The organism is Clostridium sp. C1 (assembly GCF_018223625.1).
GTDB lineage: Bacteria > Bacillota_I > Bacilli_A > Erysipelotrichales > Coprobacillaceae > Allocoprobacillus.
In genome coordinates, this window is sequence record NZ_CP073631.1 from 1,561,587 (window position 1) to 1,588,306 (window position 26,720).

Genomic DNA, 26,720 nt, shown 5'->3' on the forward strand with positions numbered 1-26,720 from the left:
TTATAGGAGGCATATCATAATAGATATGCCTGATGATATTAATGTCTAAAATGTCTATATCCACTAAAGACCATTGGAATATTCTTTTCATTACATAAATCAATAGAATCCTGATCTCTGATACTTCCACCTGGTTGGATAATGGCACCTACCCCAGCTTTAGCAGCGACATCGACACAGTCATTGAATGGGAAGAATGCATCACTGGCAAGAACAGAATCTTTAAAGTCTTTATCTGGATTATTTCTAATCGCATTTTCCAATGCCCAGACACGTGAAGTTTGTCCACCACCAATCGCTAATGTGACACCATTTTTCACAATACAGATGGCATTTGATTTGACATATTTAACGACTTTCATACCAAATTCCATATCTGTCAATTGTTCTGGTGTTGGTTTGGCTTCAGTGACAACTTTCATTTCATCAATCATCTTTGTATTTAATTCTTGAACCAAAACTTTTCCTTCAAGATATTTAATATCATATTTGGCATCTCTGGCATCTAAATTCTTTAACTTTAAGATACGTAAATTTTTCTTTTTCTTTAAAACTTCCAAAGCATCCACGTCAAAATCAGGTGCAGCTACAATTTCTAAGAAAATCTTATGCATCTGCTCAGCTGTCTGTTTATCAATTTTATAGTTCACAGCTACAATACCACCAAAGATAGATTGTGGATCAGCTTCATAAGCTTTCATATAAGAATCATAACCTGTTTTTCCAACAGCCACTCCACAAGGTGTAGAATGTTTAATAGCCGCTGTGACAATCTGATCACCAAATTCTCTCACTAAAGCCACAGCTCCATATAAATCATTCACATTATTAAAAGATATTTCTTTACCATGTAATTGTTCATAATCCAATAATGATTTTTGAACATAACTGTCTTCATATTTATTAGCAGCCTGTTGAGAGTTTTCCCCATAACGTAAATGTTCCACTTTCTTTAAAGAAATATTTAAAGTATCTGGGAATTCATCATGGCATACATCCGCAAAATAACGTGAAATCATCGCATCATAGGCTCCAGTTGTACTAAAAGCTTTATAAGCTAAATGTAATCTAAAATCATAATCATCTTGATGATTTTGAATCGTTTCTAAAACTTTTGTATAATCACGAGGATCAGTGACAATCAAAACATCTTTAAAGTTTTTAGCTGCACTTCTAATCATAGAAGGTCCACCAATATCAATATTTTCAATCATATCTTCCATGGGTTTACCAGCTTTTAAAGCTTTTTCAAATTCATATAAATTCACACAAACCAAGTCAATCGGTTGAATATTGTGTTCTTGAATTGTTTTGACATGTTCAGGATTATCTCTTTTAAATAACAATCCACCATGAACTTTAGGATGTAAAGTTTTCACTCTCCCATCTAACATTTCTGGAAAACCAGTCACATCATCAATCGCAATACAGTGAACACCATTGTCTTCTAAAACTTTCATTGTTCCACCTGTAGAAACAATTTCAAATCCTAATTCAACCAAACCTTTCGCAAAATCCACAATACCATCTTTATTCGTTACAGAAATCAAAGCTCTTTTCATTTAAATCACCTTTACCCTTCCATTTTCAATTTGTATTCTTCCATCACAATATAATCCTACAACTTCAGGTAAAATTTGATGTTCAATCTCTAAGACTCTTGCCTGAATATCCTCAGCTTTATCTAAATCAGAAATATCACAAGCCACCTGTTTAATAATCGGTCCACCATCAATTTCACGGCTGACAAAATGAACAGTTGCTCCACTGACTTTGACACCTCTATTCAACACAGCCTCATGAACATGTATCCCGTACATCCCAGCTCCACAAAAAGAAGGAATCAATGAAGGATGAATATTGATAATCTGATTTGGATAAGCATCAATCAGTTCATCTGTTAAAATGGCTAAATAACCAGCTAAAACAACCAAATCAATCTGTCTTTCCTTGAACATGGAAACAATCAATGCATCATTCTTTTTGACAACAGCTGTTTCAATTCCTGCTTTTTGAGCACGCTCTAAGCCATATGCCTTTTGACGATTAGAAATAACAAGTTCAATCTGTCCATTGATTTTTCCTGCCTGACAGGCATCTATAATTGACTGTAAATCAGTTCCTCCCCCAGAAATCATCACAGCAATCTTTAACATAATTGAACTCCTTTTTGTCCTGCTTCAATATGTCCAACAACATAACCATAATCACCAGAAGCTTCAATGGCTTTTAAAACTGTATCAACATCCTCTTTATTCACTGCAATGACCATACCAAGACCCATATTGAAAGTATTATACATCATCTGTTCTTCAATCTGTCCTTGTTTTTGAATTAAATCAAAAATAGGTGGAATTGGATAACTGTTCTTTTCAATCACAGCCAAAGCATTTTCTGGTAACATTCTTGGTACATTTTCATAAAATCCACCACCAGTAATATGAGAACATCCTTTAATCTTCACACCTGCATTTTTGATATTCTTTAAAGCTTTGACATAAATTCTTGTTGGTGTTAATAAGACTTCACCCAATGTTCCCTTTAATTCATCATAATATGTATTTAAAGATGCTTCACTCATCTCAAAAACTTTTCTGACAAGAGAAAAACCATTACTATGCACACCACTTGAAGCAATACCAATTAAAACATCGCCTTCTTTAATTGTTGAACCATCAATAATATCTTTTTTATCCACGACACCGACTGCAAAACCAGCTAAATCATAATCATTTTCTGGCATTAATCCCGGATGTTCAGCTGTTTCACCACCAACTAATGCACACTCAGACTGAATACATCCTTCAGCCACCCCTTTAACAATCGTCGCAATTTTTTCAGGATAGTTCTTTCCACAAGCAATATAATCCAGGAAAAATAAAGGTTCTCCTCCACTACATGCAATATCATTAACACACATAGCGACTGCATCAATCCCAATCGTATCATGTTTATCTAAGATAAAAGCTAATTTGACCTTTGTTCCACAACCATCAGTTCCTGACAACAAGACAGGGTCTTCCATATTTTTAATAGCACTTAAATCAAAGGCACCGGCAAAACCACCTAATCCTCCAAGCACTTCTGGACGCATTGTCGCTTTGACATGTTCCTTCATCAATTCCACTGATTGATACCCAGCTTCAATATCTACACCCGCTTTTTTATAATCCATATTTATACTCCTTATTTATTTTCCATTCTTGCTAGTACTGCTTTATAAGTTTCAATTAAATCTCCAATATCTTGTCTAAAGACATCTTTATCATATTTTTGATTTGTATCCACATCCCATAAACGACAAGAATCAGGTGAAATTTCATCAGCTAATAAGATTTGACCATCTTCTGTTTTTCCAAATTCAATTTTAAAATCAACCAATTTTAAATTTAACTTCAAGAAGAATGCTTTTAATAATTCATTAATCTTTAATGTTGTTTCACGGATATATTTCAATTCTTCACGTGTTGCTAGTCCTAATGCGACTGCATGATCATCATTAATCAATGGATCACCATAATCATCATTTTTATAACTTAATTCGAATATTGGTTCATCTAAAACAATACCTTCTTTAGCCCCTAATCTTTTACAGAATGATCCTGTTGTAATATTTCTAATAATAACTTCCAATGGGAAGATTTCTACTTTTTTCACACGAATATCTCTTTCATTGATTTTTTCAATCATATGTGTTTTGATTCCTGCTTCTTCTAACATATCAAAGATAATACAAGAAATTGTATTGTTTAAAACACCTTTTCCTTCAAACTGATCATGTTTCACTCCGTTACCAGCTGTTGCATCATCTTTATAATGAATAATGTATTCATTTGGATTTTCTGTTTCATAAACTTGTTTTGCTTTTCCTTCATATAATAATTTTGCCATTGTTTGATTCTCCTTTATTTATTGATATTTTTCCATAATTTCCTGATTTGCTTTCATTGCCTGTTTTTCATTGTCCTGACGGAAAGCTAATAATTTTGCCTTTAATTGTTCATGATGAACAGCCATCATCTGTAAAGCTAAATAAGCTGCATTTTTACTTCCATTAATAGCGACTGTCGCAACGGGAATACCAGAAGGCATCTGGACAATTGATAATAAAGCATCCATACCATCTAATGTCGCCCCACTTAATGGAACACCAATGACAGGTAATACGGTTTGAGAAGCGACAACACCTGGAAGGGCTGCGGCCATTCCAGCCGCTGTAATAATCACTTCTGTACCATTGGTATTCACTTCTTCCATAAAGGCACTTAATCCTGCATGTGCACGATGAGCAGATAAACATCTCACCTGTACATCGACACCATAATCTTTTAAAATCTGAATCGCTGGTTCAACTTTAGGTAAATCACTTGTTGAACCCATAATCACTGCAACTTTCATTGTTTCATTCCTTTCCTTAAAATAATCCCACAATTTTTCCATCTTCATCTATATCCATATTCACTGCTGCAGGTTGTTTAGGTAATCCCGGCATACGCATAATATCACCACTAATCGCAACTAAAAAACCTGCTCCTGTGTTAGGAATCAAATCATTGATTTTAACTACAAATCCACTTGGACGACCAAGTAAAGTTGGATCATCAGAAAGTGAATATTGTGTTTTTGCAATACAGATTGGTAACTTTCCTAATCCTTGTGCTTCATATTTCTTCATTTTATTGATGACTTTCTTTGTGAAAGTCACATCATTAGCACCATAGATTTCTCTTGCAATGACTTTGATTTTTTCTTCAATAGATAAATCCAAATCATATAAAGGCTCAAAATCAGCTGTCTGTGTATCTAAAACATCCAACAATTTTTCAGCTAATTCAATACCCCCATCAGCTCCCTTTGCCCAAACTTCACTGATAGCGACATCAACACCTTTTTGTAAACAAATATCCTTCAACAACTGAAGTTCAGCTTCTGTGTCTGTTGGAAAAGCATTAATAGCCACAACACTAGGTAAATGATATTTATGAATATTTTCAATATGTTTTTCTAAGTTTTCAATTCCTTTACGTAAAGCTTCTAAATTTTCTTCTCCTAAATCCTTTTTCGCAACACCACCATGCATCTTTAAGGCACGTACAGTCGCCACAATCACAACTGCATCAGGTTTTAATCCTGCTTGACGACATTTAATATCTAAGAACTTTTCAGCCCCTAAATCAGCTCCAAATCCTGCTTCAGTAATCGCATAATCACCTAATTTCATTGCTAAAGTGGTTGCCATGACAGAGTTACATCCGTGAGCGATATTGGCAAATGGTCCTCCATGAACAAAAACCGGTGTATGATCTAATGTCTGGACAAGATTTGGTTTAATCGCATCTTTCAATAATAATGTGACGGCTCCTGTTGCTTGAATATCATCAACAGTCACTGGTTCACCAGCATGATTATAAGCCACAATCATACGTCCAGCACGTTGTTTTAAATCTTCTAAAGATGTTGCCAGACATAAAATAGCCATGACTTCACTTGCCACTGAAATATCAAAACCATCTTCTCGAGGCACACCATTGACTTTACCACCTAATCCTACAACGATATGTCTTAAAGCACGGTCATTTAAATCGACACAACGTTTCCAGACAATCTGACGTGTATCAATATCTAACGGATTGCCTTGTTGAATTGAATTATCCAGCATAGCTGCAATCAAGTTATTCGCTGTGGTAATCGCATGAATATCACCTGTAAAATGCAAATTAATGTCTTCCATTGGCACCACTTGCGCATAGCCACCACCAGCAGCTCCACCTTTAATACCAAAACATGGTCCTAGACTTGGTTCACGCATAGCGACAACTGATTTTTTCCCTAACTTATTTAAAGCTTGAGATAAACCAATCATTGTCGTTGTTTTTCCTTCTCCGGCAGGAGTTGGGTTAATGGCTGTAACTAAAATTAATTTGCCATTATCTTTTGATTGAAGCTGATTAATAGCTTCTAAAGAAATTTTTGCTTTATATTTTCCATAAAGCTCTAAATCATCTTCATTCAATCCTACTTTTTTCGCAATTTCTTGAATTGGTTCCATTACTGCACTTTGTGCAATTTCTACATCTGTTAACATCATTAACACCCTTTCTGTTTTGATTTTATGACCTCTTGACACTTTCTTTATATCATAAATTCATCCTTTTGACTATTGATATCGCTGTCAATTTATGAAAAACCAAAAAAAGAGTCTAAACATCCGGTCATTTGCCCAGACGGTCGACTCTTTCCCATTATACTTCCATGTGGTCCTTTCCACTTCCGTCAGTTGTATAACTACATGAATAATATCATTTCTACTCTTTTTTTTCAACATTTATTCACAATTTTTAAAGACTACTCACAAAAGATTGAATCGCATCATTAATGACTTCCTTATTCATAATTGAAGTCGGTACACAATCCCCATTACACATCTCCAGTTCTCCATTTCGAATCAATAAAATATGATGCATATTAACAAAATAATGAGGATGCATCTGAAAAAAAGAATAATTCATTAATTTTTTCTTTACGCGACTTAAATCATGAAAATGACCATAAAAATATTGACTTTCCGTAACCACCTTAGTTTGAAAACGTCCACACTCAATATACACAATTTCACTTGGTAAAAAACGTCGTGAACCCCCTTGATCTAAATAAAATAAAACTTGGTGATGTAACTGCTGATAATGTGTCCATATCCTTTGAAACTCACCATTAAATAAATCATAGAGTTCTTTTTTCAAAAACATTCCAAAACCAAATGCTCGAAAACTCTCATGCATATGAGAATAATCATTTCCAATATAAATAATTAAGCATTCTGGATTCACACAATGTAGCTCACGTCCCAGTTTAAACCCACTGTTTCCATCAATATAATCACTAATAAAAGCGACATTATAACTATCTTTTAATGGTGAACGTAAAATCTGAGGATACTGAGTATAACTATCAATCATCATATTTTCATCAATCTTTGTCTGATATAATAATTCACTTAAATTTTCAATACAATCTTCATCATCAATACAAATAAAAACTTTCATAACTATCACTCCCTAGCATTATTTTACCTACCCATTTTGAAAGAAAAAATGCCACTTTTACTCCTACTTGTGCATTTTTAGCACAATTTTGATTTATTTTTACATAAATTTGTTAAGGTTATACCGCAATAAACGAAAGGAGGAATTGCATTTTATGAAAGAACATCGTTTCTTATGGAAAGCATTTCTTTATAAAGAAAAAATATTTTTAATTGTGATTGTATTTATATTGATGTTGATTTCGATGTTTTATAGTTTTCAACAATCCATTTTTTCCTCACCGGGCTATCAACAGGCTTATCCTAATGCCGGATTAGAATTCTTTTATAGTCTATTTCGCATTGGAACCAATCCCTTCATCTTTATTTTAATGATGTTGGTGTTGCCTAATATTATGTCCTATGATCTCTTAAACATGCATCAAAATCACGCTGTCTACCCTATTGAAACCCGTCTGACAAGACAAAGATTTTATCAAGAAGTCTACATCAAAAATATGATTTCTTCTTTTCTGGTTGTCCTTTGCTTGCAACTTGGATTATTGCTAGTCAGTCATATGATGTTAGCTCCCATCCATTTTCAAAGCATGACCTATCCTGAAGGTTACTACATCACAACGCAATTATTATGTCCCAATGAATGTTTGAATCTTATTTTCTTTTTACTTTTGACATCACTTGGTTATGCGTTAATCTCAGGACTGCTCTTTTCTTTACAAAGCAATATAACCAACAAATATGTTTATCGTTGTTGTGGTGTGATTATTGGTATTCTGCTTGTTTTATTCCCAGCTTTAATACAAGGCTATCTTCCTTATCCCGATAGTGCTTTTATTATACAAATCAATAATCTCGTTGCCTTAGGTTTAGAACATGTCAGAGAAAATCCTTTTGGATTATCCCACTGGTCGCTTTATATTCTCTGTTTTTTGATTTATGCAGGAATCTGTTATCTTTGTTTTCAAGTTTTATTAAAAAGGAGAGAATCTCATGATTAGAAAATGGTTTTCTCTGTTAGATCAAAGAGTTGTTATTTTATTAATGGCGATGCTCATCGCATCACCTGTCTTATGTGGTAAAAATACTTATACCATCTGTTTAATTTATTCCCATTATCTTGCTGTGTATATGAATAATGTTTTTTTATTAATGATTTATCAATGGATTGCCAGAATGAATCAATTATTATTACCTGTTCGTATAAGAGTGAATGAACAAACAACCTATATCACAGCCTATTTATTTTTAATACTTATTTCTATTTTATACACATCAACCATTTATATCAGTTATTATTTCTTCTTTGGTAGTATTCCTGTCAATGATTTAGGAATCACAGTTACCTTTATGATTATTAATATGATGATCACATTGATTGAAGCAACAATTATTTATTTACAGATTGGGCATAAGAAAAACTTTCTTTATTTAGCTTTACCCGTATTTATTAATTTTTTATTTCATCTTGTATTTACAAAACTATTTTAAGGAGGCATTATGTTAGATATTAAAGATTTAAATAAAGACTTTCATAAACACACAGTCTTACAACATCTTTCTTTACATTTAGAAGGCAATGAATTGATTTATATACATGGAATTAATGGTTCAGGTAAATCAACATTATTTAAACTGATTTGTGATATCTTAAAACCGACATCAGGAACTATAGAAAAGAAAAAAGACTTACAAATTGGTGCTTTAATAGAGAATCCTGGATTTTTAGAAAATGAAACACTCGCCTATAATCTTCGCTTTCTTGCATCGTTAAACAATCATTATGATCAACAATATATTGAAGAACTCTGTCAACAGTTTCACTTAGATTTTCATAGTCGTATGAAATTGAAAAACTTTTCGGTAGGAATGCGTCAAAAAGCTGGAATCATTCAAGCAATCATGGAAAAACAAGAATTGATTTTATTAGATGAACCGACACGTGGTCTAGATCAGGAATCTATTCACATCTTTTGTCAAATTATCAATCAATTACATCAACAAGGTCATACGATTATGATTGCAGCTCATGATTACTTACCAGATATTCACTATACCCACATTTATCATTTAGAAGGACAACTTTATTTAGATGAAATGGATTAAGTTTTCACTTTTTTATAGTTGTCTAATCTTCATCATCAATCGCCTTTATACCACACTCACACCCTATATTCTTTTTCATTATCCTTTCTTTGATTTTCGTTATCTTATCTTTATTCTCATTCAAATTATCTGGAGTCTTCTTTTTTATCAGATTGTTTACCAGTATATCTGTTTAGATACTTTTATCAAACTTCGTTTATCACTATTTCAACGTAGTTTCTTCTTTTTCAAACAATGGTTTTTCTATCTTAGCTTTTATACCATCATTCATCTTCTTTTGATGTATCTTTTAGCCATACCAATTCCCTATTATTTTCTTGGATTACAACTATGTCTTTGGAGTCTTGTCTTTATCTTTTCACTTGTATTTCATCACATTTCGAGTTATCATTATGTTTCAATGATATTGATAATGATAAGTATACATTTATTTTTATAGGAGGGTGAATATGGAACGTTTAAATCAAGCCAATGAAGCGATTTATCATGCATTAGAAAAACTTCTTGAAATTTCTAAGGATGACAGCATGACTGATCAACAACGTAAAGCAATTTATGATGTCATTGATGATATTGAAGAAACACGTCATGCTTTATATGAATTAAAAAATGAAATGCGTACACAACAATCTTAATAGATGTTTTCAAACATCTATTTTTTTGTATAACGTTCAATAAATTGAAAGATCGTTGAATAATAAGTCTTGGGATCTGTTGAACAGCTTTGAGCATGTCCTGCTCCTTCAATAATCAGTTTCTCTTTAGGACAGGTTGCACTTTGATAAAGTGTATTCACCATTTCACATGGAACAAAATCATCTTCACTGCCATGAATAAATAAAATCGGAACGTGACTCTTTTGGACCTGTTTTAAAGGACTCACGTCTTCTAAAGCATATCCAGCACGTATACGTGTGACTACACTTGCCATATGCAGGGCAATTTCACTTTGCCATTTTTCCATAGGAATATGATATTGAAAAACATCCCAGACACTCGTATAGCCACAATCCTCAATAACTGCCTTGACTTGTTGAGGCAAAACTTCACCAGCTACATCCATAACTGTTGCCCCACCCATTGAAACACCGTATAAAATAATTTGAGCCTTACTATCTTTAGCGATAATATAGTCAATCCATCCCATGATATCATAACGATCATCCCATCCCATTCCAATATAATCCCCCTCACTTTGTCCATGCCCTCTTAAATCTGGAATCAAAAGATTATATCCTTGCTTATAAAAACGCTTAATGGGTGAAATAATACTTGCACCTGTCCCACGATAACCATGAACCATAATCACATAAACAGAAGTATCCTGTTCAATATAACTAGCATGTAAAAAAAGATCATCATGACTTTGAATAGATACATTGACACTATGCGTATCCAACCACTGTGTAGAATCAGATGTCTTTGGTGATGGTACATTTTCAAAAAGTGTATGGTTAGATACAGGATTTAATGTATAATCATACAAATAATTGCCAACATAAAAAGTGATTCCTGTTAAAAAAATTATACAGATAATAATGATACATAGAGAAATTTTTAATAATTTTTTCATTTTCATGGATTCACCTCTTATATTTTTATTTTGTGCATATATTATGTTATAATCATGAAAAGGAGGAAAAATGATGGCTTTTCAAAAAATAGATATTAAAGATTTAGATATGAATGTTTTTCAGACCATTGGTCAAGACTGGATGTTGATAACTGCGGGAGATCAACAAAAAATCAATACAATGACAGCTTCATGGGGTGGCATGGGTGTGTTCTGGGGTGAAAATGTTGTTCATGCCTATATTCGTCCTCAACGCTATACAAAACAATTTGTTGATCAACAACCATGTTTTTCGCTATCATTCTTTGATGGCTATAAAAAAGAATTATCCGTCTTAGGAACGGTTTCTGGTAGAGATACTTGTAAAATTGAAGATGTTCATTTTCATCCTACTTTTATTGATGGCGTTCCTGCTTTTGAAGAAGCAAAGCTTGTCTTTATTGTAGAAAAAATTTATGAAGATTCTGTGAAAGCTGAAAACTTTATTGATACTTCTCTTGATGAAAAATGGTATCCAGATAAAGATTATCATCATATCTATATCGCAAAAATAAAAGGTGTTTACCAAAATAAACTGTACCCTGTAAAATGGACAGTTAAATAAAAAGGTATCACTCTAAAATGTGATGCTGAATATTTAACCGACTCTGTTTTACAGGGTCTTTTATTTTGCTTATAATATGATTTGATGAAAGGATTGATTGGAATGGGTGTAAACTATTTTACTGATGAACAAATTAAAATACTCAAGGATAATCCATATATTGAAAAAATATCTTACAAAAGCATTAAATACTCCCAAAAGTTTAAAATGGAGTTCTGGTCACGCTATTCACAAGGAGAAGCCCCTTCTTCCATACTTTCTTCCTTTGATATTGATCCACATATTCTTGGACCAAAACGCATAAGTAATATTGTTCAACGAATAAAGAAGGAAGCAGAACGCTTAGAAGGATTTGAAGATACCAGAAAACACAATGCAGGTCGCCCTAGAACAAGAGACATGTCCCCCGAAGAAAAGATTGCTTATCTTGAACATAAGATTGCCTATCAAAAACAGGAAATAGAGTTTCTAAAAAAAATAAGATCACTGGAGAGGGAAGCCTATTGGAAACTGCAGAAGAAAAATACAAAATCATCGAAGAAATGATTTCTCGAGATGACAATCTTCTCAACATTACCAGATTATGTGAAATTGCAGAAGTTTCCAGAAGTGGCTTCTACAACTGGAAAAATAACTGCAATAAGCGTCAGCAGAAAGAACAGCGGGACAAGAACGATTTTGAACTCATATTGAAGGCATATCAGTACAGAGGATATGATAAAGGAGCAAGAAGCATTCACATGCATCTGCTGCACATGGGAGTAAGGATGAATATCAAAAAAATAAGGAGGCTCATGAAAAAATATGGACTTTTCTGCAAAATAAGAAAAGCCAATCCATATAGAAGAATGGCAAAAGCAATAAAAACAAATAATATTGCCCCCAATGTTGTCAATCGTGATTTCATACAGGAGCCAAGAATAGTCATATTAACCGATATTACATATCTCTTTTATGGGAAAGAAAAAAGAAAAGCATATCTATCGGTCATGAAGGATGCATTTACCAATGAGATACTATCATATGTTGTCAGCGAATCATTGGAGATTGACTTTGTGTTAATGACTGTAAAACAACTGTTTGAAAAGCATGGAGCGACAATCAAAACAAACAAGACGATATGCCATAGCGACCAGGGCATTCATTACACCAGTATAGATTTTCAAAAGCTGCTCAAGGACAAAGGATTGAGGCAATCAATGTCAAGAAGGGGCAACTGCTGGGATAATGCACCACAGGAATCCTTTTTTGGTCATATGAAAGATGAAATAGATATAAGCAGGTGCAACACTTTCAATGACCTTAAAGCAGTTATAGATGATTATATAGATTACTACAATAACGAAAGGTATCAGTGGGACCTGGCAAAACTGTCACCTTCAGAATATTATCAGTACTGGCTGTCAGATATATATCCAATAGATATAAAAAAATGATACTATTCAAAAATAGTATCATCATATTGAAAACGCATCATATCATGATATTGGTTTCTTTCATCCAAGAGTTCTTCTTCAAGGTCAATATTAAGCTGAGATTCAAAACGGGTCTGCATATCAATCATCTGATAGGATAAGACTTCACATTGATTTTCAAGCCAGAAGATATATTCGCGAGTGGACATGAACTTATAACCATCAGTGTAGGACTGATAGTCCTGACTGAAAAGATCCTTAAGCTCACTAATGGTCATAAGCACAGTTGACACATCGAAATCATTGTGGAAAACATTGAAAAGCTGTTCCTCGTTCCAAAAGGAATCTGAGAAATCGGCGAGTTGACAGGACGTGTTAAGTGAAGGAAAAGCAATCCAGTTATAATAGACACCTTTAGAAAGGATTCCTTCAATAACATTACCATTTCTGTTGACCTTAAATTCAATACAGTTGTCATACTTGACACAAACAAGTTTAAACTTTTTAGAATCATTAAAAATATACATAATCATCTTAAACACAAAGCCACTGATCTTGACCAGTGGCTTAAGACTGTGTCATTCCTCCTTGACACAATCATATAAGATAATATTCGTTAAAAATATACCTTTTTATTTAATTGTCCTTGACATAGGGTACACTTTAAAGGTATAAACACCTTATTATTTTATCCTCATTTTCCTATTCTAATCATGATGATTCATCTTCTAAAATCACAGCTGTTCCCATTAACATAGGTTTTAATGTATCTCTTAAATCAAAACATATACCTAATACAGCATTCGCCCCTTTTTCTTGAGCTTTTTCACTTAAACGTTTGAGTGCTGTTTCCAGATATTTTTCCATATTCATCGCTAATCTGGTCGGCCTCACAGCATCATCATAAGCAAAAACAATTCCTAAATCTTTCACGACTTTTTTTCCTGGATAAGTTGATAATGTTGTTGTAATCATATCGCATCCTCCTCTCATATCATTCAACAATATTCATATATCTTATTTATAACACATTCATATGAAAAACATATGAAAAAAAGATTAAGATTTCTCTTAACCTTCCATTTTTTCTTTATATTCTAAATATTCATCATAAGTTGATAAACGATCAATACATCCATCTTCTTTTAATTCAATAATTCTATTGGCAATCGTCTGTACAAATTGGTGGTCATGAGAAGCAAAAAGCACATTTTCTTTAAAACGAATCAACCCTTCATTTAATGCCTGAATAGATTCCAGATCCAAATGGTTTGTTGGTTCATCTAAAACCAAGACATTGGCATTCGCCATCATCATTTTTGCTAACATACATCTCACTTTTTCTCCACCAGATAAAACATTGGCTTTTTTCAATGCTTCTTCACCAGAGAATAAAACACGTCCAAGCCATCCTCTTAAATCTTGTTCATAAGCATCTTCTCCAGCATATTGTCTTAACCACTCTACAAGAGATAAATCACAATCATCAAAATATTCATTATTATCTTTTGGAAAATAAGATTTTGAAGTTGTTACACCCCATTGAAATGAACCTGTATAATCAGTGATTTCTCCCATGATAATCTTAAAGAAAGATGTAATGGCTAATTCATGATCAGAAACAAAAGCAACCTTATCTTTAGGTGACAATGAAAAAGATACATGATCAAATATCTGTTCACCATTTTGTTTGTAACCCAAATCTTCTACTGTTAAAACAATATTTCCAACTTCTCTTTCTGGTGTAAAACCAATAAAAGGATATCTTCTCAGTGATGGTTTAATATCCACCATTTCTAGATTATCTAATAATTTCTTACGTGATGTTGCCTGTTTTGCCTTAGAAGCATTGGCACTAAAACGAGCAATAAATTCCTCTAATTCCTTTTTCTTAGCTTCTGCTTTTTTATTGATTTCTTTCGCCTGTTTTATCATCATCTGTGAATATTCATACCAGAAATCATAGTTTCCAACATATAATTGAATTTTACTATAATCAATATCAGCAATATGTGTACAAACCTTATTTAAAAAATGTCTATCATGGGATACAACAATGACTGTATTAGGGAAGTTTAATAAGAAATTCTCTAACCAAGTGACACTTTTTAAATCTAAATGGTTTGTTGGCTCGTCCAATAATAGAATATCGGGATTACCAAACAAAGCTTGAGCTAGTAAAACTTTGACTTTTTGTTGATCACCCAGTTCTTTCATCAATAAATGGTGATATTCACTTGTAATCTGTAATCCATTTAATAAGATTTCTGCATCCGTTTCGGCATTCCATCCATCCATTTCCATGAATTCACCTTCAAGTTCAGCTAACTCAATACCATCTTCATCATTAAAATCAGCTTTACTATACAATTCTTCTTTTCTTAACATAATTTCATAAAGACGTTTATTTCCCATTAAAACAGTCTTTAAAACTTCCTGATCATCATAGGCAAAATGATCCTGCTTTAATACTGAAAGTCTTTGTCCCGGTGTGATTACCACTTCACCTTTATTCGGTTCAATTTCACCAGCTAAAATTTTTAAAAATGTTGATTTTCCTGCCCCATTGGCACCAATAATTCCATAACAGTTTCCTTCTGTAAACTTAATAGAAACATTTTCAAATAAGGCACGATCACCATATCGTAAAGATACATTTTGCGTTGCTATCATATTCATTCTCCTTTAACAAATCCACTCTATTATACATGAAAGATCTATTTTTGCAAACAAAATAATGCCATGATTAAACGGCATTATTTTGACATATAATATTCCATTTCATCCAAAATATTATCAATCATTGGTAAGGCAGTCATATATATCTTTGTTCCACAGACCTCACAAATAGAAGATAAGGCACAAAAGACTCTAGGATTTCTAATCATAATCTCTGTAGGTTTTCCATAATCTTCTAATAATTCTTGAAACATATTCAGACAGGCTTTAGATTGTTCTTCTTCAACCTTTAATAAATTCATGTAAACAATTTCTTGTGATTCTAATTCCATCGCTAACAAAACAAGTCCACTGATAGGACGATCATAACCGGCTTCAACGATACCACCTTTAAGATAGGCTAAATCAATGATAAACTGACGAAAGCTTTGAGGAATGGTTTCAAGATTTCCCTTATCAGTGATAGTTAATGTTGGAAATTTATCTTTCACTGGTGGTAAGGCTCTCGCTTCATAAATCCCATCATGGGTATACAACATCTCATCTTGATCAAAATCCACAACAACTTCTTTATTTATATAAGCTTTCATTAAAGGAATCAATTGTTCTAAGACTTGAATCATGATTTTGGCTTGATAATCATTGATTTCATAAGGATAAAATCTTGATTGAAATGATAAAAAGTAAGGCCAATTCCCCTTCCCACGATATTTGAAGCCCAATGTTTTCATCATCTGTCTTTGACTTGAAGGAACTTCTTCACGATCTCCCATGTAGAAAGTCAGACACGTCTGATCAAACATCATATACTGTATCACACGGTCCTCCTCGTATTCTAATGAAATACTATTTAAATCTCTGTAACCTTGTTCACCTTCATAAATAGAAAAACCAATACAATCTCCTAATTGTCCCATAATTGTACAATAATAAGTTGTTCCATTGATTTCTAATCCTACAAAATCATTACTTCCAATAAACTTCCATGCTTTAAGCTGAATCCACTCATTAATGAGTGAATATAATTGTTTCCAAATATTTTTATCCATATCATCTTCTCCTTATTTCTATCATACATAAAGCCACAACAAAAAGAAACCTTTATTTAATTAAATGACGAGGATTTTTATGCATCATAATCTCTTTTTGTCTTTGTAGAGAAGCATATGCATAAATACTCGTTGTCGTAATAGAACTATGTCCTAAGATTTTTTGAATATAAGTAATATCTACATCCTGTTCCAACAACATAGTCGCAAAAGTATGACGAAACATATGAGGCGTAATATGATAGCCATGTGTATAATGATTAATAATATGACGGACAGATTGATCTGTTAAGCGATGATACTGATTATTCATAAAGAAATAATCTTGTTGATGAATATAATCATAGAAAGTTAATTCATAATTTTTAAGAGCCTTACAAACATCATCTGTTAAATAAATGACTCTTTCTTTAGCGTTCTTTCCATAAATAATTAAATACTGATCTTTTAAATCAATATCTTTTCTTTTAATGGCACACAGTTCTGAAACTCTAATTCCTGTTGAAATCAATAACTCAATGACTGCTTTATCTCTTTGAATAAAAGCATGATGTTCATGATTTAAACATCTAAATAAGTCTTGTAATTGATGATATTGAATAATACGGGGTAATGTTTTTTCTTCTTGAATCTTATACCTGATTTTATGCATTGGATTATCTTGAAGTATTTCATTAAAAACCAGTTCTTCAAAAAATGCATGAAGTGATGCCAGTTTTCTTTTGACTGTCTTTGGTTTAAAATGTTCATTCAAATAATGAATATAAGATGATATTTCCTGTTTATTCATCTCTTTATTTTTCATAAATACATAAAATTGTTTCAAATCAATGCGATAAGCTTTTAAAGTATGTTGACTAAGTCTTTTATTTTCACATTGATGGAAATAAAATGATAAATGTTCTAATGTTAATTGCATAATGAATCCTCCTTTTATTCATTATGACATATCCTATCCATTTAAGAAAAAAAGAATAGTTTTTCACTATTCTTGAGATACACGTTTTTCAATTTGAAAAATATCTGCTTTATAAATCAAAATATATAAAATCACTGCCAGTAAAGATGCTCCAACAGCATCTAAAAAAGAATGTTGTTTAATAAACATCGTTGATAATGTAATCATGACAGCAGAAACAATCGCAAAGATTTTGATTGTTTGATGATGACTGATATTTTGACATTTCATAAGTGCAATAGCACAACCAATAGAATTATACACATGAATACTAGGAAAGACATTTTGACTTTTATCAGCTTGATAAATGAATTGAACAAGATTCATTGATAAAGATTGTCCTTCAATGACTGGTCGATGATCAAAACTTGTTGGATAAACTGTAAAAATAATTAAACAGATTGTCATACCTATAAACAAAAAAGCAACACATTTGTAGAAATCACGACGATGTGTAAAAAACAAATAACCAATCGTTCCAGCCACAAAAAGAAACCAGTAGATATAAGGATAGATAAACCATGATATAAATGGAGTCATAGCATCTATCCCTATATAGACATCATGAAATGAAATCTCTCTTAACTGTAAGCCAAAATACCAAGGTAAATAAATAATAAAATATGTAAATACCCAAGCATGACGATAGCGATATAAGAAACGTTTCATTAATTAAATCCAAATAACTTTCTAGAAATAGCATATCCTGTTGTAATAATCTTTTTACCAACACGTCCATCCATTTCCATCATTGAACCTAATAGTGTATGTTTGACAGCTTTATAAAGCTCTGGATTTTTATTTTTCAAATAATCCCATAATTCATTTTTCTTTTGAAGATTTTCAGCAGTTCCTGATTTAATCATTAAAACAGTAGATACTGTTGTAATCATTGTTAAATATTTAATCATATAATTTCTTAATTTACGACTTTTTAATTTCATCACATCACAACAATCAATCATTAATTTATTCACTTTAATCTGCTGATCAATACGTGAAATCATGATTTTTTCATTCACTGACTGATCTTCTCTACCAATATAATAACGATATAAATCTACATTTAAATAATAAAGTGTATTCACATAAGGTAAAGGTTGATAAACAAATAAATTATCAACATAGAAAGTATGTTTTGGTAATTCTAGATTACAGTTTCTTAATAATTGAGTACGATAGATGACACTATGCATTAATAAGTTTTGTTGAGGATAAAAATGTTTTAAATCATACCATCTAAACGTTCTATTTTGTGGTAAAGCATTTGTATATTTAATCACACTTGATTTATTAGCACTTGGTTTTTCATAAACGTAATTCGCAATAAACATATCTACATCTTCATCTTTTGCATGAAGTTTTTTTATTGTTTCAATCACTTTTACAAGAGATGAACGATCAAACCAATCATCACTATCCAATACCTTAAAATAGAGTCCTGTGGCATTTTTTAACCCCGTATTAACAGCCTGTCCATGTCCACCATTTTCTTGATGCACACATTTAATTGTATCTGGATATAAAGCTGCCCAGTCATCACCTTTTTTGGCAGTCAAATCTGAAGAACCATCATCAACAATAATAATTTCAACATCATCTTTTAAAATCAGACATGATTCAATGGCTTTATCCATATATTCCTGTGAGTTATAACATGGGATTGCAATACTTAAATATTTCATAACTTCCTCCTATAATGTTTCAGCCAGTTTTAAGGCTTCTTCAACAATTCCATCAATATTATAATATTTATATTGAGCCAGACGACCTAATAAATAAAACTGTGAAAAAGGTTTGACATAATCTACATATTTTTGATACATCTTTAAATTTTCTGGTGACAAAATCGCATAGTAAGGGACTTGTCTTTCATCATGATAAACCTCAGGATATTCTTTAACAATCGTTGTTCCAGAAATGTCCTGTCCTGTCAAATATTTAAACTCTGTAATACGTGTATAATCTTCACTGACTGTATAATTAATGACACCATGACTTTGATAATGATCTTGAGGATAATGCTCATAAACAAAGCGTAATGAACGATAAGGCAATCTTCCTAAACAATGATCAAAGAAAGTATCAATAGCTCCAGTAAAAATAACTTTGCCCTGCCATAGTTTTCCTTGATAAAAGATTTGTTTCTTTTCAAAATCAAAAGTCAAATCCTCTTTTGCGTCCTTGTTCAATTCTACTTCAATATGATCATGATCCAACATCTTTTCAAATAACTTTGTATAACCCTCTAATGGCATACCTTGATAAATATCTTGAAAATAACGATTATCATAAGAAATCAAAACCGGTACTCTGGCAGTGACGCTTTGATCAACTTCTTCAGGTTTTTGATTCCATTGTTTCATCGTATATTTCAAAAAGATATTTTCATACACATATTGAGCGACTTCCTGTATACCCAAAGAAGGATTCTTCTGTAATTCTAAAATAGGAACACGGGCATTTTTGCCATATGCAGCAATCAATTCCTGTTTTAAGCGTTCTCCTTTTTCCTTTCCAAAAACAATCATTAAAGTATTTAAGTTAAAAGGAATCGGTATAATCTTTCCATAGACATTTCCAGCTACTTCATGACGATAATCATACCATTTTGTAAAACGTGATAAAAAGTCAAAAACTTCCTTATTATTCGTATGAAAAATATGAGGACCATACTTATGAACCAATATACCATATTCATCATATTCATCATAACAGTTTCCACCAATATGATTTCTCTTTTCAATAATTTTGACTTTTTCTCCTTTTTCAGCTAAAACTCTCGCTACAACACTTCCTGCAAAACCACTCCCAATAATTAATGTATCCATTCTTTCACCTCATTTTATTTATCATATCATAAACCTAAACATGATTCAATTTGTTCTCTTGTCAAGGATGAAAAAGGAATAATTGGTTGAACATCATCTTCATTACCAATTGTTTTTTCCATCCATACAATATCATGCCATTGATGAAACTTATACCCTGCATGATGAAAACAACCAATATATTGAAAACCAAAAGCTTCATGAAATTTTTCACTTTTTATATTGGGATGAGTAATACAAGCATAGACATGTTGTATGTGCATAATTTTTAAGATATGCAACAAACTTTGATAAAGCTGTCTTCCAACGCCTTGACCATGATAGTGAGAATCAATATAAATAGAAAGCTCACTGCCCCACTGATAAGCAGCCCTTGAAGCAAATGCAGAAGCATAGGCATAACCGACAACACGGTCATTGTCTTTGGCGATAAGATAAGGATATTGGCTTAGTGTCTGTGCAATACGCTGTTGCATTTCTTCTAAGGAAGGAACATCATATTCAAAAGTAATGTTGCTAGATTGCACATAAGGTGCATATATATTTAAAATATCTGCTCCATCATCTATGGAAGCAACTTTTATATTTATAGACATTCTTTTCTCCCTTCCAAGAGTTTTAAATATTCTTTTTCATGAATAATTCTTAAATCCTGTCCCTGTTTCATCAGATGTAAAGCTTTCTTCACTTTTTTATTCTCTTTACCAAAACGTACTTTATGATAACCTCTACCACCAATCACAAGATAATTTGTATGCGTACTGACTTGATTGGTTGATAATGCACAAGCCTCTTTTGTCTTTTCTTCTAAGACTTCTCGAGGCATATAGAGTTTTCCTGTAAAACAGACTGATTGATGATACAATAAAGCATCTTCTCTTTGATTCATTTCTAATAGTTGAACAACTGATTCAGCAGAAATGATATTACGATAATAGTTTTCTTTCATTTCACCAAATTCTAAATGAAATTTTTGATGTAAATCATACAAACTGGAAACATCTTCTTGTTCTAGCATTTGCATTAATAAATAAGCACAAGCTTTGGCATCTTCTAAAGCATGATGTGCCTGAAATTGAAAACCATTCATAATGGATAAATCTTTTAAATTATATTTTGAAAGTTTTGGATAAACAAGATGTGCTAAAACATTGGTACATGACATCATTAGGCGTGGATAAGTCATATGATACTGTTTTAAAGCAGCCCTTAAATTCATCATATCTCCTTGAATATCATGTGATACAACAATCGTATTTTCAAAATAATGATGAATGTCTTTCCACACTTCTGGAAATGCTTTTTCTTTATACAATGATTGAGGACGAATCTGATGAACTCTAAAACGATAAGGATCAAAGCTTAAATTCTTGGGTTTTATTAATGAATAATAGGTTGATACAACTTGTAAATCTTGAATTTGTACAATACCAATCGCACATACACTGGCAGGATCTTGATTTAAAACTTCTATATCAAAAACTGTTATCTTTTCACTCATGCTATTCCAACCGCCTTTTTAGCCAGAAGATCAGCCATTTCATTATACAAATCCCCACTATGTGCTAAAACTTTCATAAAATGTATCTCAATCTTTTGACGACTTTCATCAATAAAAGTTTGATAAGCCTGTGTTCCTTGACGACGTGCCATCCATGTATGATTAGCCCATTTTTCAATTCCCTCATAATCATAATAAATACAAATCATAGGATATTGATGTTCTATCGCATAACAGATTGCCTGATGAGCTCCGGCAATTTCACCAGCTACATTTCGCATACTGACATAATCAGGATGTTTCCCTTTTCCATTGATTTTTAAAATGACTTGTTGTCCATCAATCAAAACACAGCCATAACCATATTCACCCGTCTTTTGATTAAAACTGCCATCCACATAAGCAATTAATCCCTGCTCATGAAAAGATGGTATTTGTTCATTCAAATAGTTTTGTGCATCTTCTAAAGATGAAAATGATTTATACAAAGCTCCTTTAAACCCTTTGACCATCGATTCACATTCTTCCCAAGTTGAAAAAATACCGATCTTTCTTCCTTTTTTCACTGCATAATATTTTGCCATCTTTTTAACCTCCGCTCCCTATTATAATCATAAACATGACATTTGGCTAGTAAAAAATATAAGCGATATGGTATAATCATGAGTGAAAGAAGGTATTATCATGAAAATTGAAAATCGTTTTTTAAAATATATAAGCTTTAATACACAATCCAATCCTTATTCAACTGTTTCACCTTCGACAACTGGTCAAAAAGAATTTGCTCAATTTTTAGTTGAAGAAATGCGTATTTTAGGTCTTAAAGATGTACAAATGAGTGAATATGGTGTGGTCTATGGAAAAATTCCTGCTAATAATCAACATCAAGGTGATGTTATAGGGTTGATTGCTCATTTAGATACATCACCCGATGCCAGTGGTCAAGATATTCATCCCCAAATTATTCGTCATTATGATGGTAAGGATATTTCATTAAAAGAAGAACGTTTATTATCACCAAGAGAGTTCCCTGATCTTCAAAAAGTGATAGGACATGATTTAATCACAACGGATGGCACAACGCTTCTTGGTGGCGATGATAAAGCAGGTATTGCAATCATTATGAGTATGGCTGAATATATGTATAAACATCCTGAATTTTTACATAATGATATTATGATTGCTTTTACACCAGATGAAGAAGTAGGACGTGGAACTGAACATTTTGATTTAGATATTTTTCAAGCTGATTATGCGTATACAATTGATGGTGGTGACATCAATCAATTCCATTTTGAAAACTTTAATGCCTACCAAGTGCTTGTAGACATCATAGGTCAAAGTATTCATCCGGGAAGTGCTAAAAATAAAATGGTCAATTCTCAAGAAGTCGCTATGACATTCCATTCTATGTTACCTGCTGGACAAAAACCACAATTGACTGAAGGTTATGAAGGTTTTCACCATCTTGTTCATATGCAGGGAACATGTGAAAAAACACATTTAGAATATATTGTCCGCAATCATGATTATTTAGAACTGAAACAACAACTCAATGACTTTTCTCGTATTCAATCTTATTTAAATAGTTTCTATGGCTATGAAGCGATTGATATTACCATGCATGAACAATATCTTAATATGAAAGATATTATCAAAGACCATCCTCATATCATTGAACAAGTTGAAACTGCTATGGAAGATGTTGGATTACGTCCAGAAATTACGCCAATTCGTGGTGGTACAGATGGTGCCCGTCTTTCTTTTAATGGTCTTCCCTGTCCTAATCTAGGAACAGGTGGTTTCTATTGTCATGGTCCTTATGAATTTGTTTCTATTACAATGATGAAAAAAGGTGTAGAACTCCTTTTAAGATTAGTGAGAAATAATGTCTATGCTCATGAAGATATACCATTTTAGGTTTATCTTCTTTTTTAAGGATGGTAAAATAAATATAAGGAAGTGTTCACTATGAAATGTTTATTTATTATTAATCCAAGTTCAGGAACAAAAACCATTCAAAAAAATCTTGATCAGCTCATTGGTCAACTGATTTTAAAACAAATTGTTCATACTGTTGACATCTTTTATACTCAAAAGAAAGATGATGCCTACAAGCGTAGTTTAAAGATTCAAGATGGAGATTATGATTTTGTTGTGAGTGTGGGTGGTGATGGAACTGTTAATGAAATCATTAATGGCTTTATTGAAAATCACTTACTGACTCCTCTTGCGATATTACCTGGTGGTACTGTTAATGATTTTGCAAATCACTTACATTTACCTCATAATACTGATGATTTCATTCAAATGATTCAAGACTTCCAGACAATGAAAGTAGATATTGGTAAAGTCAATGAACAATATTTTGCTAATGTTATTGCTGGTGGCATGTTTAGTGACATCAGTTTTCAAGTATCTAAAAATGATAAAGAAAGATTTGGTCCTTTAGCCTATTATATTAGTGGCATTCGACAATTACCATCACAATTACACACATCATTACATTTAAAAGTGGAAGCTGATGGACAACATTTTGAAGAAGATGCAAAATTATTTATGATTACTAACACTTCTCAAGTGGGAGGCTTTAAAGATATCACACCTCATGCTAATATCCAAGATGGTCAATTGGATTTATTGATTATCAAAAAGTGTTCAGCAACTGACTTAATTTCTCTATTCAAAGATTATACTTTAAACAGTCATGAAAAAAGTCCTTTTATCACTTATATTCAAGCTAAAGAATTAATCATTGAATGTGATAAAAATATTATCTATGATGTTGATGGTGAAAAAGGAACAACCTTCCCTATTCATGTCACGGTTGAAAAACAATCTTTATGTGTCATTATTCCTAAAAGTCTAGAATATAAAGAGAAGCTATGAGTACAATAATACACATAGCTTTTTCATTTATTTGATTGTCATAAAAATGATTTTTGAAATATATACTTCATTTTTATATTTTGGTTCTCAAATCATATTATTGATTACGTTTTTGAATAAAGAATAGATATATGATTGGAATATAAAGTATGATTCCAAAAGGTATTATTTTTAAAAAATAAGATTGCAAAAATGTGATTGAAGATAACCTAAGAGTTAACTGAGCTAACTCACCAGAAAATTCATAAAATGAGAATCGAGTAGTCAATGTTATCATAAAATATATAAAATAATAAAGTAAAATGAATATATCTAATAATGTGACAGTAGATAAAAGAACACTCATTCTATAATAGATAAAAAATAGAACAAGTAATAATAAACTGCTTACTATAAGAACCTTTGAAAATTCATTAAATTGAAGGATAGTATTCGTTTGGTCGAAAGCTCCTATTGGGGCTATATACCCCAAAAATTGATTTGTCTTTAAAAATATTGAAACAAATATAACAACAATAAAAAAACATATTTTCGTCAAAAAGTATATTTTTCTCTCCATAAAAACACTCCTTATTCCGTTTACAAAATTGATAATAACATGAATCAATTTTCAATGTTTTAAGATTTTTTATGATTTCTTTTAAAATTTCTTAATTTTCTTTAAGAACTGTTTTATTTATCACAAAAACATGTCATAAAATAATGAATAAAGAAGTAGAACTTATCAAATATTATGATTTATGTAAAAAATGCATATAATATATCGAAGAAGAAAAATAAAGGTTTTTGTAGGGCTATGCTCTACTTTTTATATTATATAAAATAAAGATAAAAGGTTGGAATCTATAATGATTTCAACCTTTCTTTTATTGATAAGGGTTTTTAGGAATAATAAGCACTGCTATTAAATAAGCAAGAAGTCCTGAACCCCAACCTAAAATCAAAACAACAGCTATCAATCTTACAATTGTAGGATCAACATCAAAATATTCTGCAATTCCTCCACAAACTCCTGCAATCATCACATCACGTCTTGATCTATATAATCTTTTTCTCATTAAAATTCCTCCATTACCTAGATTATATTGATTAAAGCATATGATTGTCAATAGACTTCATAAGAAAAAGGGATTTGAGTATCCCTTATCTTTCTTTTGCCATTTTGGCTAGTGCTAAAGCACCACAAACACCAGCATTATCACCTAATCCTGGATAAACAACATAATCTTTAATGGCATCTGTTGTAATTTCATCTTTTTGAATATAACCATTTAATCTTTCTTGAAGATATTTATGAATGAGTGGGAATAATTGTTTTTGATGCATAACACCACCACCTAAGATAATTTTCTTTGGTGATAAAGTTAAAACATAAATAGCTAATGCTTGAGCAATATACCATGCTTCTAAATCCCATGCAGGGTGATCTTCAGGCAATTCGCTTCCTTTGATTCCCCATCTTTCTTCAATAGCTGGACCTGCTGCCAAACCTTCAAAACATGTTCCATGATATGGACATTTTCCTTTATAAGTATCGTCTTCTCTTTGTTCTAGAATCATGTGTCCCATTTCTGGATGTAGTAAACCATGAACAAGGTTTCCTTCCACAATGGCTCCTCCACCAATTCCAGTTCCAATTGTTAAATATAAAGCACTATCTAATCCTTTGGCTGCACCAAAGTATGCTTCACCAAGTGCCGCACCATTCACATCTGTATCAAAACCAATTGGCAAATCAGGGTAATGTTCCTGTAAAGCTCCTACAATATTATAGTTTGTCCACCCTGGTTTAGGTGTTGTTGTAATATATCCATATGTTGGACTCTTTAAATCAGGATCAATAGGTCCAAAACATCCTAATCCTAAAGCTTCAATGTTCTTTCCATCAAAAAATTTAAAAATATTTTCAACTGTTTCTTGTGGTGTTGTTGTTAGAAAAGCATCTCTTTCTAAAACATTTCCATTTTCATCTCCAATCGCAACAACAAACTTTGTTCCACCGGCTTCAATTGCACCTAATCTCATTTTTCTCCTCCTTATTATCTTCTTTTATTTTATCACAACTTGTTTCTAGTC

Annotated in this window: 30 protein-coding genes and 1 riboswitch; of the genes, 9 read left to right on the forward strand and 21 right to left on the reverse strand. The window is 32.1% G+C overall.

Annotated elements, in window-relative coordinates; translation table 11 throughout:
• Positions 1 to 38: 38 nt before the first annotated feature.
• The 7 genes from purH to KEC48_RS08515 form a co-directional block, all read right to left on the reverse strand.
• On the reverse strand, positions 39 to 1,562 hold the full coding sequence (purH, locus tag KEC48_RS08485) for a bifunctional phosphoribosylaminoimidazolecarboxamide formyltransferase/IMP cyclohydrolase (RefSeq protein ID WP_211961956.1): 1,524 nt from the start codon (positions 1,560 to 1,562) through the stop codon (positions 39 to 41).
• Positions 1,563 to 2,156: a phosphoribosylglycinamide formyltransferase gene (gene purN, locus KEC48_RS08490; protein WP_205089354.1), complete on the reverse strand. Its 594-nt coding sequence runs from the start codon at positions 2,154 to 2,156 to the stop codon at positions 1,563 to 1,565.
• Positions 2,150 to 3,175, reverse strand: coding sequence for a phosphoribosylformylglycinamidine cyclo-ligase (purM, locus tag KEC48_RS08495; protein ID WP_211961957.1), 1,026 nt, complete (start codon positions 3,173 to 3,175; stop codon positions 2,150 to 2,152). Before purM ends, purN begins: the two co-directional genes overlap by 7 nt.
• Positions 3,176 to 3,186: 11 nt before the next feature.
• A complete protein-coding gene (gene purC, locus KEC48_RS08500; protein ID WP_087358248.1) occupies positions 3,187 to 3,891 on the reverse strand; it encodes a phosphoribosylaminoimidazolesuccinocarboxamide synthase in 705 nt (234 codons plus the stop codon).
• An 18-nt stretch (positions 3,892 to 3,909) separates the two neighbouring features.
• Positions 3,910 to 4,440 carry a 5-(carboxyamino)imidazole ribonucleotide mutase gene (purE, locus tag KEC48_RS08505; protein WP_239480080.1) on the reverse strand — a complete coding sequence of 177 codons (531 nt, stop codon included), beginning with the start codon at positions 4,438 to 4,440 and terminating at the stop codon, positions 3,910 to 3,912.
• A complete protein-coding gene (locus KEC48_RS08510; RefSeq protein ID WP_211961958.1) occupies positions 4,415 to 6,085 on the reverse strand; it encodes a formate--tetrahydrofolate ligase in 1,671 nt (556 codons plus the stop codon). The genes purE and KEC48_RS08510 overlap by 26 nt, the downstream gene beginning before the upstream one ends.
• Before the next feature lie 126 nt (positions 6,086 to 6,211).
• A riboswitch (ZMP/ZTP riboswitch) is annotated at positions 6,212 to 6,291 on the reverse strand.
• A gap of 47 nt (positions 6,292 to 6,338) precedes the next feature.
• A complete protein-coding gene (locus KEC48_RS08515) occupies positions 6,339 to 7,043 on the reverse strand; it encodes a LytTR family transcriptional regulator DNA-binding domain-containing protein (protein ID WP_211961959.1) in 705 nt (234 codons plus the stop codon).
• Between the two features lie 154 nt (positions 7,044 to 7,197).
• Here KEC48_RS08515 and KEC48_RS08520 point away from each other — a divergent pair, with 154 nt between their 5' ends.
• From KEC48_RS08520 to KEC48_RS08535, 4 genes are all read left to right on the forward strand, one after another.
• Positions 7,198 to 8,040: a hypothetical protein gene (locus KEC48_RS08520; RefSeq protein ID WP_211961960.1), complete on the forward strand. Its 843-nt coding sequence runs from the start codon at positions 7,198 to 7,200 to the stop codon at positions 8,038 to 8,040.
• Positions 8,033 to 8,530, forward strand: a complete 498-nt coding sequence (locus KEC48_RS08525) for a hypothetical protein (protein WP_205089357.1) — start codon at positions 8,033 to 8,035, stop codon at positions 8,528 to 8,530. The genes KEC48_RS08520 and KEC48_RS08525 overlap by 8 nt, the downstream gene beginning before the upstream one ends.
• A 9-nt stretch (positions 8,531 to 8,539) precedes the next feature.
• The gene (locus KEC48_RS08530; RefSeq protein WP_087358243.1) at positions 8,540 to 9,145 is read left to right on the forward strand and encodes an ABC transporter ATP-binding protein; all 606 of its coding nucleotides are present in this window, start codon (positions 8,540 to 8,542) and stop codon (positions 9,143 to 9,145) included.
• A 449-nt stretch (positions 9,146 to 9,594) separates the two neighbouring features.
• Complete coding sequence (locus KEC48_RS08535) at positions 9,595 to 9,780, forward strand: hypothetical protein (protein ID WP_087358242.1); 186 nt, start codon at positions 9,595 to 9,597, stop codon at positions 9,778 to 9,780.
• A 17-nt stretch (positions 9,781 to 9,797) separates the two neighbouring features.
• Here the strand turns inward: KEC48_RS08535 and KEC48_RS08540 are convergent, their stop codons facing one another.
• Positions 9,798 to 10,724, reverse strand: a complete 927-nt coding sequence (locus KEC48_RS08540; RefSeq protein WP_211961961.1) for an alpha/beta hydrolase — start codon at positions 10,722 to 10,724, stop codon at positions 9,798 to 9,800.
• A 67-nt stretch (positions 10,725 to 10,791) separates the two neighbouring features.
• On the opposite strand from KEC48_RS08540, the gene KEC48_RS08545 reads away from it, so the two are divergent.
• The 3 genes from KEC48_RS08545 to KEC48_RS08555 all read left to right on the forward strand — a co-directional run bounded on the left by KEC48_RS08545 (position 10,792) and on the right by KEC48_RS08555 (position 12,758).
• Positions 10,792 to 11,322 carry a flavin reductase family protein gene (locus tag KEC48_RS08545; protein ID WP_211961962.1) on the forward strand — a complete coding sequence of 177 codons (531 nt, stop codon included), beginning with the start codon at positions 10,792 to 10,794 and terminating at the stop codon, positions 11,320 to 11,322.
• A 102-nt stretch (positions 11,323 to 11,424) separates the two neighbouring features.
• Positions 11,425 to 11,868: an HTH domain-containing protein gene (locus KEC48_RS08550; RefSeq protein WP_087357186.1), complete on the forward strand. Its 444-nt coding sequence runs from the start codon at positions 11,425 to 11,427 to the stop codon at positions 11,866 to 11,868.
• Positions 11,826 to 12,758, forward strand: a complete 933-nt coding sequence (locus KEC48_RS08555) for an IS3 family transposase (protein ID WP_087357187.1) — start codon at positions 11,826 to 11,828, stop codon at positions 12,756 to 12,758. The genes KEC48_RS08550 and KEC48_RS08555 overlap by 43 nt, the downstream gene beginning before the upstream one ends.
• A 2-nt stretch (positions 12,759 to 12,760) precedes the next feature.
• Here the strand turns inward: KEC48_RS08555 and KEC48_RS08560 are convergent, their stop codons facing one another.
• From KEC48_RS08560 to KEC48_RS08610, 11 genes are all read right to left on the reverse strand, one after another.
• Positions 12,761 to 13,264: a hypothetical protein gene (locus tag KEC48_RS08560; RefSeq protein ID WP_211961963.1), complete on the reverse strand. Its 504-nt coding sequence runs from the start codon at positions 13,262 to 13,264 to the stop codon at positions 12,761 to 12,763.
• Between the two features lie 184 nt (positions 13,265 to 13,448).
• Positions 13,449 to 13,712, reverse strand: coding sequence for a heavy metal-binding domain-containing protein (locus tag KEC48_RS08565; RefSeq protein ID WP_087358240.1), 264 nt, complete (start codon positions 13,710 to 13,712; stop codon positions 13,449 to 13,451).
• A gap of 96 nt (positions 13,713 to 13,808) precedes the next feature.
• Positions 13,809 to 15,410 carry an ATP-binding cassette domain-containing protein gene (locus KEC48_RS08570; RefSeq protein WP_205089360.1) on the reverse strand — a complete coding sequence of 534 codons (1,602 nt, stop codon included), beginning with the start codon at positions 15,408 to 15,410 and terminating at the stop codon, positions 13,809 to 13,811.
• A gap of 83 nt (positions 15,411 to 15,493) precedes the next feature.
• Complete coding sequence (locus tag KEC48_RS08575) at positions 15,494 to 16,465, reverse strand: hypothetical protein (RefSeq protein WP_211961964.1); 972 nt, start codon at positions 16,463 to 16,465, stop codon at positions 15,494 to 15,496.
• A 52-nt stretch (positions 16,466 to 16,517) separates the two neighbouring features.
• Positions 16,518 to 17,384, reverse strand: coding sequence for a tyrosine-type recombinase/integrase (locus KEC48_RS08580; RefSeq protein WP_087358237.1), 867 nt, complete (start codon positions 17,382 to 17,384; stop codon positions 16,518 to 16,520).
• A gap of 66 nt (positions 17,385 to 17,450) precedes the next feature.
• Positions 17,451 to 18,092, reverse strand: coding sequence for a phosphatase PAP2 family protein (locus KEC48_RS08585; RefSeq protein ID WP_211961965.1), 642 nt, complete (start codon positions 18,090 to 18,092; stop codon positions 17,451 to 17,453).
• Positions 18,092 to 19,108 (reverse strand): glycosyltransferase family 2 protein, encoded by a 1,017-nt coding sequence (locus KEC48_RS08590; protein ID WP_211961966.1) that lies wholly within the window; start codon positions 19,106 to 19,108, stop codon positions 18,092 to 18,094. Before KEC48_RS08590 ends, KEC48_RS08585 begins: the two co-directional genes overlap by 1 nt.
• 9 nt (positions 19,109 to 19,117) lie before the next feature.
• Positions 19,118 to 20,254 (reverse strand): UDP-galactopyranose mutase, encoded by a 1,137-nt coding sequence (gene glf, locus KEC48_RS08595; protein ID WP_087358234.1) that lies wholly within the window; start codon positions 20,252 to 20,254, stop codon positions 19,118 to 19,120.
• 26 nt (positions 20,255 to 20,280) lie between these two features.
• A complete protein-coding gene (locus tag KEC48_RS08600; protein WP_211961967.1) occupies positions 20,281 to 20,850 on the reverse strand; it encodes a GNAT family N-acetyltransferase in 570 nt (189 codons plus the stop codon).
• Positions 20,841 to 21,755: an exonuclease domain-containing protein gene (locus KEC48_RS08605; RefSeq protein WP_087358233.1), complete on the reverse strand. Its 915-nt coding sequence runs from the start codon at positions 21,753 to 21,755 to the stop codon at positions 20,841 to 20,843. The genes KEC48_RS08600 and KEC48_RS08605 overlap by 10 nt, the downstream gene beginning before the upstream one ends.
• Complete coding sequence (locus tag KEC48_RS08610; protein WP_087358232.1) at positions 21,752 to 22,339, reverse strand: ribonuclease H family protein; 588 nt, start codon at positions 22,337 to 22,339, stop codon at positions 21,752 to 21,754. The genes KEC48_RS08605 and KEC48_RS08610 overlap by 4 nt, the downstream gene beginning before the upstream one ends.
• A gap of 100 nt (positions 22,340 to 22,439) precedes the next feature.
• Between KEC48_RS08610 and pepT the strand changes: the two genes are divergently transcribed.
• Positions 22,440 to 23,675: a peptidase T gene (gene pepT / locus KEC48_RS08615; protein ID WP_205089368.1), complete on the forward strand. Its 1,236-nt coding sequence runs from the start codon at positions 22,440 to 22,442 to the stop codon at positions 23,673 to 23,675.
• A gap of 51 nt (positions 23,676 to 23,726) precedes the next feature.
• A complete protein-coding gene (locus KEC48_RS08620) occupies positions 23,727 to 24,644 on the forward strand; it encodes a diacylglycerol kinase family protein (RefSeq protein ID WP_205089369.1) in 918 nt (305 codons plus the stop codon).
• 866 nt (positions 24,645 to 25,510) lie between these two features.
• On the opposite strand, the gene KEC48_RS08625 is transcribed toward KEC48_RS08620, so the two are convergent.
• On the reverse strand, positions 25,511 to 25,702 hold the full coding sequence (locus tag KEC48_RS08625) for a PspC domain-containing protein (RefSeq protein ID WP_087358939.1): 192 nt from the start codon (positions 25,700 to 25,702) through the stop codon (positions 25,511 to 25,513).
• An 85-nt stretch (positions 25,703 to 25,787) separates the two neighbouring features.
• The gene (locus KEC48_RS08630) at positions 25,788 to 26,669 is read right to left on the reverse strand and encodes an ROK family protein (RefSeq protein ID WP_211961968.1); all 882 of its coding nucleotides are present in this window, start codon (positions 26,667 to 26,669) and stop codon (positions 25,788 to 25,790) included.
• Positions 26,670 to 26,720: the final 51 nt, after the last annotated feature.